Origin of the sequence: Flavobacterium sp. ZT3R18 (assembly GCF_007097385.1) — a bacterium.
GTDB lineage: Bacteria > Bacteroidota > Bacteroidia > Flavobacteriales > Flavobacteriaceae > Flavobacterium.
Map to the genome: position 1 here is coordinate 127002 of NZ_VJZS01000006.1, position 14110 is coordinate 141111.

At 34.9% G+C, this 14110-nt stretch carries 12 protein-coding genes; 2 read left to right on the forward strand and 10 right to left on the reverse strand.

The genetic code is table 11. From position 1 onward, the window contains the following. Positions 1 to 25: 25 nt before the first annotated feature. From argB to FNW52_RS08910, 10 genes are all read right to left on the reverse strand, one after another. The gene (gene argB, locus FNW52_RS08865; RefSeq protein WP_143377103.1) at positions 26 to 802 is read right to left on the reverse strand and encodes an acetylglutamate kinase; all 777 of its coding nucleotides are present in this window, start codon (positions 800 to 802) and stop codon (positions 26 to 28) included. Between the two features lie 82 nt (positions 803 to 884). Further along, on the reverse strand, positions 885 to 1844 hold the full coding sequence (locus tag FNW52_RS08870) for an N-acetylornithine carbamoyltransferase (RefSeq protein WP_143377104.1): 960 nt from the start codon (positions 1842 to 1844) through the stop codon (positions 885 to 887). A 50-nt stretch (positions 1845 to 1894) separates the two neighbouring features. After that, the gene (locus FNW52_RS08875; protein ID WP_143377105.1) at positions 1895 to 2608 is read right to left on the reverse strand and encodes a DUF3307 domain-containing protein; all 714 of its coding nucleotides are present in this window, start codon (positions 2606 to 2608) and stop codon (positions 1895 to 1897) included. Further along, entirely contained in the window at positions 2605 to 3249 is a 645-nt protein-coding gene (locus FNW52_RS08880; RefSeq protein ID WP_143377106.1) for a hypothetical protein, read from the reverse strand. The genes FNW52_RS08875 and FNW52_RS08880 overlap by 4 nt, the downstream gene beginning before the upstream one ends. Before the next feature lie 141 nt (positions 3250 to 3390). Next, complete coding sequence (proB, locus tag FNW52_RS08885; protein WP_143377107.1) at positions 3391 to 4152, reverse strand: glutamate 5-kinase; 762 nt, start codon at positions 4150 to 4152, stop codon at positions 3391 to 3393. A gap of 170 nt (positions 4153 to 4322) precedes the next feature. Beyond that, positions 4323 to 5519: a glutamate-5-semialdehyde dehydrogenase gene (locus FNW52_RS08890; protein WP_143377108.1), complete on the reverse strand. Its 1197-nt coding sequence runs from the start codon at positions 5517 to 5519 to the stop codon at positions 4323 to 4325. A 43-nt stretch (positions 5520 to 5562) separates the two neighbouring features. Further along, a complete protein-coding gene (locus FNW52_RS08895; protein ID WP_143377109.1) occupies positions 5563 to 6702 on the reverse strand; it encodes an aspartate aminotransferase family protein in 1140 nt (379 codons plus the stop codon). 41 nt (positions 6703 to 6743) lie between these two features. Beyond that, positions 6744 to 7721, reverse strand: coding sequence for an N-acetyl-gamma-glutamyl-phosphate reductase (gene argC, locus FNW52_RS08900; RefSeq protein ID WP_143377110.1), 978 nt, complete (start codon positions 7719 to 7721; stop codon positions 6744 to 6746). Positions 7722 to 7977: 256 nt separating this feature from the next. Continuing rightward, positions 7978 to 9171: an argininosuccinate synthase gene (locus FNW52_RS08905; RefSeq protein ID WP_143377111.1), complete on the reverse strand. Its 1194-nt coding sequence runs from the start codon at positions 9169 to 9171 to the stop codon at positions 7978 to 7980. 141 nt (positions 9172 to 9312) lie between these two features. Then, the gene (locus FNW52_RS08910) at positions 9313 to 9951 is read right to left on the reverse strand and encodes a GNAT family N-acetyltransferase (RefSeq protein WP_143377112.1); all 639 of its coding nucleotides are present in this window, start codon (positions 9949 to 9951) and stop codon (positions 9313 to 9315) included. 861 nt (positions 9952 to 10812) lie between these two features. Between FNW52_RS08910 and FNW52_RS08915 the strand changes: the two genes are divergently transcribed. Beyond that, entirely contained in the window at positions 10813 to 12894 is a 2082-nt protein-coding gene (locus FNW52_RS08915) for a Helicase associated domain protein (RefSeq protein ID WP_143377113.1), read from the forward strand. A gap of 148 nt (positions 12895 to 13042) precedes the next feature. Then, on the forward strand, positions 13043 to 13789 hold the full coding sequence (locus tag FNW52_RS08920) for a hypothetical protein (RefSeq protein WP_185965941.1): 747 nt from the start codon (positions 13043 to 13045) through the stop codon (positions 13787 to 13789). Positions 13790 to 14110: the final 321 nt, after the last annotated feature.

Below are 14110 nucleotides of genomic sequence, written 5' to 3' on the forward strand. Positions count from 1 at the left end.
ATTCGTGTAATTCGTGTTTCAATTTTTATAATTCGATGCTTGTGCAAATCGCTTTCTCGTTTTGCAACATTCTGTGATGACCAATTTTTATTTTTTGTACACCTTTGGATAAACTGTTGAAACAGTTGTCTAATTTAGGAATCATCCCGGAATGTATGGCTTTTTCGGCTTTTAATTTGATGTATAATTCGTGATTGATTTGTTCGATTACCGAACTGTCATCATCGGCATCGTACAAAACGCCTGGTTTTTCGAAGCAATAGGATAAGGTAACTTCAAATACTTCGGATAATGCGATGGCCAATTCACTGGCAATCGTATCGGCGTTGGTATTCAATAATTGTCCATTTCCATCGTGCGTGATGGCACAAAAAACGGGTGTTATTCCACTTTTTAGTAAAGTTTCTAATAAAGGGGTATTTACTTTTTGTACATCGCCCACAAAACCATAATCAATTGTGGGGTGATTTCTTTTGGTCGATAAAATCAAATTACCATCTGCACCCGAAAATCCCATCGCATTGGTGTTATTCGCCTGCAATTGAGCGACTACATTTTTATTGATTTCACCGGCATAAATCATTACCACTACATTGAGCATTGGCGCATCGGTAATGCGTCGGCCATCAATCATTTGCGGTACTAATCCAATACTTTGAGCCATTTTTGTAGCCGATTTTCCGCCACCGTGAACGAGAACCTTGTAGCCTTCAATTTTTGAAAAATCGGTAAGGAACTGTGCCAATTCTGTTGGATTGTCGATGATGTTACCACCAATTTTTATGATTGATAAAGGAGTCATTTTAATTTATGATTTTAGATTTATGATTTTAGATTTTAATCACGGAAGTGTCCATAATATCTATTCGTCTATCATCTATGTTCTATTTTCTTTTCTCTAATTTTTTCAAAATCTTCTGTAAAACCAATTGAGCCGAATAGGTTCTGTTATTGGCTTGTTCAATCACAATTGAGTTTTCGCTGTCGATAACTTCGTCAGTCACAATTACGTTACGTCTTACTGGTAAACAGTGCATGAATTTGGCATTATTGGTCAGTTTCATTTTATCGGCAGTAATTGTCCAATAGGGGTCGGAATTGGTGATTTTGCCATATTCCTTATAATTGCTCCAGTTTTTGGCATAGATAAAATCGGCGTTTTCAAAAGCTTTGTCTTGGTCGTATTCTATTTTAGAATCTTTTGTGATTTCAGGATTCAGTTCGTAGCCTTCCGGGTGTGTAATCACAAAATCCATTTCGGTTTGCAACTGCATCATTTCTACAAATGAATTGGGTACCGCTTGTGGTAATGCTCTCGGGTGTGGCGCCCACGACAGTACCACTTTTGGTCTGTGTTTGGTTTTATGTTCGGCAAGGGTAATAGCATCGGCAAGGGATTGTAGTGGATGCCCTGTAGCGCTTTCCATATTTAGGACTGGCACGGTGGCGTATTTTAAGAAACCACTCATTACCGTTTCGGCATTGTCTTTTTCTTTGTCGACCAATCCTGCAAAAGCTCTGATCGCAATAATATCACAGTATTGAGAAACTACTTCGGCAGCTTCTTTGATGTGTTCCGAAGCGCCTTGGTTCATGATGGCTCCGTCTTCGAATTCGAGTGTCCAGCCTTCGCTGTTAAAGTTCATCACAATAACGTTCATCCCCAAATTCAAGGCCGCTTTTTGTGTACTCAAACGGGTTCTCAAACTCGAATTGAAAAACAGCATTCCCAAGGTTTTGTTCTTCCCTAGTTTTTGATTTTTAAGCGGATTTTTTTTGATTTTCAATGCTTGTTTTACCCATTTTTGGAGGGAGTCTATTTCTTTTATGGAGGTGTAGTTCATGGTTGTTGATTGTGAATTAATTTAAAGAATGGAATTATAGTTGGTGTTTTTTATATTTTCAAAAGATAAACGGATAATAATCCCACCAACAAAGCAATGCCAAAACTCAGTAATGTTCCGATGAGAATGTATTCTGTCAATTTTCGTTCTTTGGATTCTTTTAAATCGCCAAATCTAAACACTGATTTTGTGGCTAATAAAAAGCCAACTGCCTCGAAATGATGGGTACAAATAAAGAGGAAAACCAATAATCTTTCGAGTATTCCGATGTATTTACCTGCGTTTTTAAGCGATTTTTCTTTTTCATTTGATATTGTATCCGACCATGGTTTTATCAACACACTCATTATGATTGAAACGGGTTGTGTCAAGAAAAGGACTGCCGTTGTCAATGTTATAAACGAATTGGAAAGCAGTAACTCTAAAAGTTCCTTTTCTTTGTCTTGCCAATACAGCCCTAAAAATATAATTACTGACAGATGTAGCATTTGGTCAATAATAAACCAAGTAATTTTAGAATTTTCTGTTTGAAATTTTAATTTTACGTAATCTATAATCAAATGGCTTAATACTATAACTACTACCAATTTCCAATCAGTTATGTCAAATAAAAGCAGCAAAGTCAGCAATCCGTGAATGCATACATGGGCATATAGCTGCCATGCTAATGCTTTTTTGTTTTCTTTTGCTTTTACCCAGCTATTAGGTTGTAATAAAAAATCACCTAGTATATGTGCTAAAATTACTTTTACAAGTAGTATCATTGCATCAATTCTTTTAGTTTAAAACGATACATTTTATCTAATTCTAGAATCTCATCAACGTGGGCACGCTTGAATCTACCACTTACCGAATTTTGACTGATGCCTAAAATCGCCCCTATTTCTGTTTGTTTTTTTTCTGAATCTTCAAATAAAGTATTGAATAAAGCAGCCGAGTTTACTGTCCAAGCATCCATTTGAATCACTGCCAATTTTAGATATAAATTCATTTCATAATCAAAATTTGGAAATGAAGTTTGAATTGTCAGCGTTGTTTTTTCCTTTTTTAGCTTTTCAAATTTTTCTCCCGAATTGATAAACGCAGTACCATTACTCTCCGAAATTCTATCGGCAGCATATTCTTTTGTTCCTAAACCTATTGCCATTCGAACATCAATCGAAGCCGCTTTTTTTTGTCCTACTGTCACAATGATGCTTTTTATCAATGCTTTTATTTTTAGTGATACAAGTAATGCTTCTTTTGGATCTTCAATTTCGATTTGAAAATAATCACCTCTAAAAATTTCCCATTTTTTCGGTGTTGCTCCATAAGAGGTTAATAGTTTCTTTAATGGAGTAATCCAAATTTCTTGATTTACCAATTTCCGGGAATTGATAATATCGGCTGTTATAATTGCTATCATAATTCAATATTCTATTAAATAAAGATAATCATAATATCGTATAAAACAACGATATTTTAAATTATCGTTTTAAAAGATGATAATTTTAAATATCGTGTAAATAAACGATAATTAAAAATATCATGTTAAAATATGATATAATTAAATAATCTTCGTAAATTTAATCTCTTCCTTCAAAGCCTTCAACATAAAATTATCTTCGAGACCATTTACAATCCATGTTTCAATATTCGCAGCTTTGGCAATCGCAGCCGAATCAATTTTGGATTGCATACCGCCCGTTCCGTGAGAGGATTTTTCATCGCCTATTTCTTTTTGCAACAGCGATAAATCGGTTACTAATTCTATCGTTTCCGGTATTTCATCATATATTGACGATTTGGTGTAAATTCCGTTGGTGTTTGTTGCAATAATCAGAATATCAACGTTTAATAGGACTGCGGTTAAGGCAGCTAATTTATCATTATCTCCAAACTGGATTTCGTCTGTTGCCACAGTATCATTTTCATTGATAATCGGAATGTAATTGTTTTTGACCAATACGTTTATCGTATTTACGATGTTGACTTTGGACTGTTCTTTTTCAAAATCTGAATAAGAAAGCAAGCATTGCGAAATATGCAATCCTAAATCACTAAAATTCTCGTGGTAAATCCGCATCAAATGGGGCTGACCGATAGAAGCCAAAGCTTGTTTTACAAAAACCTCTTGGTCGTGATTGTCTAATTTTACAAATTGTTTGGCCGCGGCAATCGCTCCCGAACTTACAATGATAAATTCGTATTCGTCTTGCAAAGCCGCTATCTGCATTCCAATGTCTTCAATCTTTCCTCTCGAAATATGATTGGTTTCTTTGGTTAAGGTGTTGCTGCCTAACTTTAATAGTATTCTTTTTTTAGCCATTTTTATTTTTTTAACCGGTTTTAACCGCAAAGGGCGCAAAGTTCTTTTTATTTGGAGTGCTTAAAAACGCAATGTTCGCAAAGCTTTGTCTCTATATTTTTAAATCTTTATTTTTTTCTTTAAATCATCAATCAAAAATCGTTAATCAACAATCTAAAATCTAAAATTTTCTACCTTATCTGTCCATCCCCATAAATATACCATTTATTGGTCACTAAATGCTGTAATCCAATTGGTCCGCGTTGGTGGAGTTTGTCGGTGCTTATCGCTAATTCTCCACCAAGACCAAATTGACCTCCATCGGTAAATCGGGTAGAAGCGTTTTGATACACTGCTGCCGTATCCACATTTTCCATGAATTCTTGGGCAACTGCATCATTTTTGGTGATGATGGAAGCGGAATGTCCGCCACAATATTTGTTTATTTTTTCAATCGCTTCTTGATTGGAATTGATGGTTCCGATTACGATTTTATAATCTAAAAATTCTTCGTACCATATTAAATCGTTCTCAATGCAATCTACCTGTGTGGCTTTTGCGAAAGCGGTATCTCCTAATATAGTTACGTTGAATTTCTTCAATTCAGTAACCAATTTTTGTGCAAAAGTTTCCCAGTTTGGTAAATTCGTGTCGATTAGTACTTTATCCAAAGCATTGCAAACTGAAATATTGGATGTTTTACCATTGATAATGATATTCAGCGCTTGGTCTAAATTGGCTTCCTTATCCACATAAACAAAATTATTGCCACGACCGCTTACAATTACAGGGCAAGTAGCGTGTTTCTTGACAAAAGCAATTAGGTTTTCGCCACCTCTTGGCACGATTAAATCTACTTTTTGTGTTGGTTTTTCTAAAAATGCTTGAGTTTCGTTTCTGTCGTAATTCAAATATTCTACCCAATTCGTATCTACATCATTGTCGGCTAAGGCTTGGTGCCAAAGACTTACAATCTTTAAATTGGAACGCAGGGATTCTTTACCGCCTTTCAAAAGGATTTTATTTCCCGATTTGAAAGCAATACCACCGGCTTCAACCGTTACGTCCGGTCTGGATTCATAAATAATCAAAATGGTTCCGAAAGCCGCTGTTTTATTGGTGATTTTGATGCCATTATCGTGTACAAAATGAAAGCGTTCCTGTCCCACTGGGTCTTCTTGGGCAAACAATTGGCGTAACGAAAGAATCATACCGTCAATTTTGGCATCATCCACAAGCAAACGTTTTTCCATCGCCAAATCATCTCCTTTGTAGTTTTGAAGGTCTTCCTGATTGCTTTTTTTGATGTTGGTTCTTTCTTGTTCGAGCAAATCTGCCATTCGATTCAGAACTGAATTTCTTTTTTGTATGGGTAATAAATGGCTCATTGGTTATTTTAGATTTTAGAGGTTAGATTTTAGAATTGAAAAACTACGCTTTCAATTCTGCTATGCTTTCTTTCAACGCGACTATAAATGTATCAATGGCTTCCTTCTTGATTGTTAAAGGCGGAAGGATTCTCAATAGATTTTTATTGTTGGCACTTCCTGTAAAAATAAGCTTTTCTACAATCAGTTTTTTACGTAAAGGACCTACTTCAAAATCAAATTCTACGCCCAGCATCAATCCTTTTCCTTTTACTTTAATGATTTCAGGAACTTGTTTGATAGCTTCCAAGAAATACCCGTAAACATCATTTACGTTGTCTATCAGTTTTTGATTTTCGATTACATCCAAAACGGCAATTCCTGCGGCACAGGCAAGGTGACTTCCTCCAAAGGTAGTTCCCAGTAATCCGTGGCTAGCGGTGAATTTTGGTGCAATTAAAATACCGCCAATCGGGAAACCGTTCCCCATTCCTTTGGCAAGGCTAATAATATCCGGTTTTATGTTATGGTGTTGAAAGGCGAAAAACTTCCCGCTTCTTCCATAACCCGACTGAATTTCGTCTAAAATTAAAACCGCCTCGTATTGGTTACACAATTTCTCTAATCCTTGTAAAAATTCGGTTGTTCCTTCATCCAATCCGCCTACGCCTTGAATTCCTTCGATAATCACAGCGCAAACGTCTCCTTTTTTCAATTCGACTTCCACCAAATCGAGCTTGTTCAATGGTAAGAAAGTAACGACTTGTTGCGCATTGATTGGAGCGACAATTTTTTTATTGTCGGTTACCGCAACTGCTGCCGATGTTCTTCCGTGAAAAGAGTTGTCAAAAGCAATTACTCTTGATTTTCCGTTATGAAACGAAGCCAGTTTTAGCGCATTTTCATTGGCTTCAGCTCCAGAGCTGCACAAGAATAAACTGTATTCTTCGCATCCTGAAAGTTTGCCTAGTTTTTCAGCCAATTCCACTTGCAACGGGTTTTGAATCGCATTCGAATAAAACCCGATGTTATCCAATTGGTTTTTCAATTTGGCAACATAATCAGGTTGTGTGTGTCCAATGGAGATTACTCCGTGGCCACTATATAAATCTAAGTATTCTACACCATTTTCGTCTGTAATCGTGCAATCTATTGCTTTTACAGGAGTGATGTTGTATAAAGGGTAAACGTCAAATAAGTTCATTTTTTTTCTTTTAAATTTCCCCCTTCAGGGGGTTAGGGGGTTTAAAATCCGCTTGGTTTCAAATGCAATCCGGTACTTTCTTCCAATCCAAACATTAAATTCATGTTTTGAATGGCTTGTCCCGAGGCGCCTTTGACTAAATTATCAATTACCGAGGTTATCAAAATCCGATTTCCTTTTTTAATTAAACTAATAATGCATTTATTGGTTTGAACCACTTGTTTCATATTGATAGCAGTTTTGGTAACCGTCACAAAAGGTTGGTCTTTATAAAATGCGACGTATTTGGCCACGATATCCTCCAGACTTTCGTTGCAGGTGGTGTATAATGTTGCAAAAATTCCTCTTGGAAAATCTCCTCTGTTCGGAATGAAAAGCAATTCGTTTGTGAAAGTATCCTGCAATTGATGCAAGCTTTCTGAAATTTCTCCTAAATGTTGGTGTTCAAAAGCCTTGTAATGTGACATATTGTTGTTTCTCCAACTAAAATGTGTCGTTTCTGATGGGCTAACACCTGCACCTGTACTTCCTGTTGTGGCGTTGATATGAACATCTCCATTTAATAATTTGGCTTCCGCCAAAGGCAATAAAGCCAACTGAATCGCAGTGGCGAAACAACCCGGATTGGCTATGTAATTTGCGTTTTTAATCGCTGCTTTATTCAGTTCCGGTAAGCCGTAAACGAATTTTTTACCATCAAAAATTTCATCTTTATGCAATCTGAAATCATTTCCTAAATCGATGATTTTGGTATGGCTCGCAAATTGGTTTTCAGTCAAAAATGTTTTTGATTTTCCGTGTCCCAAACACAGGAAAACCACATTTACATTTGGATTTACGGTATCGGTAAAGTTCATTTCAATATCGCCCAACAAATCGTGATGCGCCACCGAGAGCGGTTTGCCAGCATTGGTGGTGCTGTACACAAAATCGAGTTTGGCATGGGGATGAAACATCAATATCCTGATGAGTTCGCCGGCCGTATAACCCGATCCGCCAATTATACCTATGTTAATCATAATTTTATATTTTAAAACGTACTATAATTAGTGTTTTTTTAGTCGATTTGGATAACTCCAAAAAATCCCCAATATTTCCTCTTTAGCCCCGATGGGAGGGAAAATCCTTTTTTTTAGATTTTTACACCTGTCAGGTTTCTAAAACCTGACAGGTGTAAAAATCTAAAAAAAAGATTGGAAGGACAGCGGGAACCAATACCTCCTTAAAATGCCTAAACTTTCGCTCCTAACTCTTCCGAATATTGGTTTAGAGGTATTAATCGTGTGTCAGTTTGTTTACAGATGAAAATATGTTTTGTGCATTCCCCAGAATTTTGATAAATCCTTTGGCATCGTCAGACGTCCAAGCGTTGTTCATTTCGCCGTATTGACCAAAACCAGTGTTCATCAGGTCGCTTTCGGACTCGATTCCGTCAAGCGTGAAATGATACGGTTTAAGCGAAACAATCACGGTTCCGTTTACCGTAGTTTGAGTGTCCTCAAGGAAAGCCTCGATGTTACGCATTACAGGATCCAGAAACTGACCTTCGTGAAATAACATTCCGTACCAGTTTCCTAGTTGTTCTTTCCAGTATTGTTGCCATTTTCCAAGAGTATGTTTCTCCAGTAAATGGTGCGCTTTGATGATGATTAAAGGAGCAGCAGCTTCAAAACCAACTCTTCCTTTGATTCCGATAATAGTGTCTCCCACGTGAGTATCTCTACCAATGGCGTACACATTGGCTAATTTTTCTAGAGTAACGATATTTTTTGTTGGTGCATCAAGAACACCATTGATTCCCACTAATTGTCCTTTTTCGAATTGAAGCGTTACTTTCTCTTCTCCCGTTTTTTGCAATTGCGATGGGTATGCTTCACTAGGCAAGGGTTGGTTTGATGTCAAAGTTTCTTTTCCGCCTACGCTAGTTCCCCAAAGCCCTTTGTTGATCGAGTATTGTGCTTTTTCCCAAGAATAATGTACGCCGTTTTTAGACAAATAATCCACTTCTTCTTGTCTGGAAAGTTTTAGGTCTCTAATAGGAGTGATGATTTCAATTTCGGGAGCAATGGTTTGGAAAATTAAGTCAAAACGAATTTGGTCATTTCCGGCACCTGTGCTTCCGTGAGCAATCGCCTCGGCACCTACAGATTTGGCATATTTTATGGCTTCAATCGCTTGAAAAACACGCTCAGCACTTACAGAAAGTGGATAGGTGTTGTTTTTTAACACATTTCCGTAAATTAAATATTTAATCGCCTTGTCATAATATTTATCAACGATAGTCAGGTTGGCGTGTTTGGCGCTTCCTAGTTCGTAGGCTCTGTCTTCGATCGCTTTTAGTTCTTCTTCGTCAAAACCACCGGTGTTGATTAATACGGTATGTACTTCATACCCTTTTTCATTTTTCAAATATTTAAGACAATAAGAAGTGTCTAATCCTCCGCTATATGCTAATACTACTTTTTTCATGATGTTGTGGTTTTCCCCTCCCCAGCCCTCCCCGAAGGGGAGGGAGACTGTGCGGAAGTTGATTATGTTTATATTTGGTTGTATTTATTTGTTTTCATTATTTTTTGTCAAACTGACATCAAAAAGCGTTAATCAAAAATCTTAATTCTTTTCTTTCGATGGTTTTGGAGTCAAAAACAACGCTTGTTTAATGGCTTTCAATCTCAAGAGTACTTTTTCATTAAAAGTATGTTTGGGCGGGTCTTTTGGTTTTTCTTTTGGATCAAAAAGCATACCCGTACACAAACACATTTTATTGTCTTTGCTTTTCAGGATTTCGTAGTTGGTGCAGGTCTGACACCCTTTCCAAAAACTAGGATCCGTAGTCAATTCCGAAAACGGAACTGGTTTGTATCCTAAATCCGAATTGATTTTCATTACTGCCAAACCCGTTGTGATTCCGAATACTTTGGCTTCTGGATATTTTTGTAACGAATAGTCAAATACAAACGATTTTATTTTTTTTGCCAGTCCCAAATTTCTATAATCCGGATGTACGATTAAACCCGAATGTGCTACAAATTTACCGTGCTGCCAACTTTCGATATAGCAAAAACCAGCAAAAATTCCGTTGTTAAGGGCAATAACAGCGTCTCCGGTTTCCATCTTTTTCTGGATGTATTCTGGGGTTCTTTTGGCAATTCCAGTACCTCTCAACAGGGCAGACGATTCTATGGTATCGCATATTTCTTGCGCATACTTATAATGTTCTTCCTGAGTTACTACAATAGAAATATTCATTTCAAGAGATATTTTAGGTTAAAAAATGTACTGTAATCAAGTTTGAAATGCTCTGGTTTTGCACTATCAAATATAAGATAAATACAAGAAAGAACAATCCAAGATATTGGATTACAGATAGATAAATTTTGTGTGATGCTATTTTTTGGATGTATATATCCAAATGGAAATAATTTCAAAACGATAAAATAAGGGAATGAATAAATATATTACTAATACACTTTGGAAGCTATAGTTATAGCGTCCGTACTTCGGGAGAAGTCGTAGGTGTGATTATCCGAGAGATAATTGTTATATATGTTCCTGTATTTTTCATTGGTGCAAATCTACAATTATTTTTCAAACCAAATACTAATTTTTTTGTAAAAGTCAAATTTTTAACAAATAAGGTTGTTTTTGTATCAAAAAAGAAATTTCAGGAGTTTAAGGACTGATTTTGATTAATTTTTTCTTTTTCGAGGTGCTGACGAACGATTTTGAATCAGTAATTGGTTTTTAAAAGTGATTTTGGCGTAACCCCCGCTAGAAAAAAGGGCAAGCTACTTTGTCGTCATTGCCCTTTTCTCTATCGGCGGTCGTGCTTTCCGATAATTATCGGAACGCGCTACTTCGGTAGCTAGCTGCTATCACTTACGGGGACATAACAACTTTAAGGAAAACGAGGAGATTTTGTTTTTTTAAGACCGAAAAGGTTTTGATAAATAAAAAGTTCTTTTTAAGATTTGTAAGGGATATTGGGTATATTTGAAAAGTAAAAAATACGAAACAAATTTTTGTTAAACACTTAGTATTGGTTGTGTGTATGCAGGGTTGTTTCGTGTGTACAATAGTTACAAGACATTTTAAAAAAACGAAACGTAAATGAAAATAGAATTTCTTGGACATGGAATATTAGAAGAGCAAGATAATACTGTTGGAAATTATCTACATAAATCTTTCAAAGACAAAAATTTTGATACTTTTAAATGTTTTGTAGCTTACACTACTCTTTCAGGACTTTCAATTTTCATAGACGAACTCGAAAAAGTAAAACTTAACTACAAAAAAATTGAATTCTATTTAGGTGTTGATGATAAAGGTACTTCAAGAGAAGCTTTACTTGAACTTTTGGAAAGAGAAATTGATACATACATTTATTATAATCCTACAAAAAGAACTAGGGCAATATATCATCCTAAACTATATATTTTTAATGGAGAAAAAGCGAATAGAATATTAATTGGTTCTTCTAATTTAACAAGACCTGGCCTTTTTAATAATGTTGAAACTTCACTTGCTATAGACTTTGTATCGGGTAATTTTCAAGGCGAAAAATTAAAGAGACAAATCGAAGAATACTTTTTTAACTTTTTAGATAAAAGTAATCAAAATATAAAAAAATTAGATTCAAATCTAATCAAATATTTAACAGTAAACGGATTAATACTTGATGAGAAAAGAATCTATGAAAGTGAAGAGGACATTGAAAAAAACAATATAAAAGATGATGAAGGCAACGACTTGTTTACAGCTGTAGAAGCATCATATGTTGATTTGGAAGATTTAGAAAACATAGGCAGTCAAACAGAAATTAAAAACTATCAATCCAAGATAATTCTCAATGACTATTATTTTTCAATGTGGAAAATAAACTTTGAAAGATTTAAAATTTTTAAAGAAAAATATAAATCAGTAATAATCCCTAAAGATTATGTAAACCGTAGCTTGTATACTTGGTATCTTAATCAAAAAGCTCTCTACAGAGAAGAAAGGATTCCAGAGGAGCATTTAGAAAAGTTGGTAAAAAATGGATTCAACTTCGCTAGCGGTCACGATATAAGATTTGATAAAATATGGGAAGAATCATATTTAGAACTCAAAGAATATTTCGTAAAATTCAAAAATTCTGATGTTCCACGAAAAAAAGACTCAAAAGATCCATTGTACAAATTATCTAATTTCGTTGCTATGCAACGTCATTACAAAAAGTACGATGATAATCGTATGAGTGAGCATAAAATAAAAAAATTAGAAGAAATAGATTTTAGTTGGGAATTGGGGTATAAAAGGAATAGTCAAATTTCAAAAGATGATGATCAATGGTTTAAAAATCTGACAATATACTCGGAATTTAAGAAAAAATATAATCGTGAACCTAAACAGAAAAGAAATACAGATGAATATAAAATTGCAAGATGGAGAAATGACCAAACTGTAAATAGAAAGCGTGGATTACTTTCTCAAGATAGAATAGAATTACTAGAATCAGAAAATATCATTTGGGATTTAGAAGAACATGAATTTAAAATTAAATTAAATAAACTGATAGACTATAAGAAAGAGTTTGGCAATTTCAATGTTCCTTTGAGTTATAAAACTGACGGAATTGCTTTAGGAAATTTCATCTATAGCCTAAAAAATAGAGGTACGAGAAAAGAATACAAAGAAATTTTAGAAGAGATTGGAGTGGACGGTATAATTTTACGTTCAGAAGTTGATAGAAAAGATAAAAAATATAGAAAATTAACTCTAGTATGGAAAAATAATTTTGAAAAACTAAAAGCACTTAAGGAAAAAGGAGAAAATATAAATCAAATTAATCAAGACTATCAAGAAGATAAAAAGTTTGGAACTTGGGTTTCAAGTCAAAAAAGAAGGTATACATTTGACAATCTTAATGATGAACAAATACAATTATTAGAAAATTTAGATTTAAAATTATCGAAAGAAAATTCTACAGATGAAAAATGGAATCTCTTTTATGATTTATTATGTGAATATAAAATATCTAATGGTAATTGTAGAGTTACAAAAAGTTTTGATAAAGAATTATACACTTGGTCAGCTTCTCAAAGAAGAGCCAAAAGAATTAAGACATTAACGCCTGAAAAAATAGCAAAACTCGAAGAGATAGAGTTTGAATGGGAATTGACACTTGCTCCTACCAAGAAAAACGTCTTGTAACAGCTGTTTTGATATAGCTGGAGTTTAGTGGAATTACCGTTTCGCATCAAGTTTTCGTTAAGCCGAAAACTGAGCGTTTACGAACTTCCAGCCATCTCAAAACAGCGAAACGTTGGTCGTAACTTGAACTAAACAAGAAGAAAAAGATATGACAGAAAATGAAGAGTTTATTTACGAGTCTATTTTCAATCAAGTCCGAATGGGATTTCTTTCTGTTTCTGAAATTAAGGAAAACATAATCGAAGAAATAGAAGATAACGGGTTTGATGAGGAAATTTCTGAAAAATGGGCTTTTGAAAATATAGAAAAAGAATTCAAAAAGTTGCTAGAAGAAAGTGAAAAGTGGAAAAAACCAACAGATACGGATAGACTAATTGAAGCTTTTGACGAATTGTGTGAGCAAAATATAATTGCACTACATAATGCAGGGTTTACAACTAGTGATGGAGAATATGAAGTAGCCGAAGTGGAAAGGAGACTTAGTGAAAATCAGGTGATTTCTGATGGATATTGTTTTTATCACGAGCAAGACCTTGCAAGAGCTGTTACTCCGGAGAGCTCAAGTCTATACATTGCATATCAAAAAGTTGATAATTCAAATCATAAGGTGACATTAGAAGTAGGACGAAAAATTGTAAAAATATTAACTAAAAAAGGCCTTGAAGCAGAGTGGAATGAAGATATAAATTCAAAAATTCTAATTCCTGATTTCAAATGGCAATATATTTATAGTGAGCGAAAAAGAGATTTGCAGAATTATGATGAAGTTGTTGAAATGATGACACGAATAAAGCAGCTACCAACAATGGATAAAAACAATGGCAGAGATAGTGTAGAATCAAACAATAAAGCTAATAGTAGAAGTAAGCCTTGGTGGAAAAGATTGTGGTCATAAATCCACCAGTTCCCCAGCTCCGCGATGTGTTCGTCCCTACACGCTCCGCAAACGTCTTTGACTTTGCTTTTTTTTTTAAAGTTTTTAAAAACCTTGAATGAGATAAAAGTCTCCCGACTTTTACTGTAAAGCTCTTTAAGAATTGTATACTTTTTTAAGAGTTATTGAAAAACTGCAAAGTAACAAAACTGTTATTTTCTTGTTTTTAGTCTTAGAATGCGTAGCGGGATTTGCTGAGTCCTTGGTAAGAACGAAGCAATCTCACTATCACAAGCAAACCAAACGAATCATCGGAATGGATATAGCAAATGAGATTGCTTC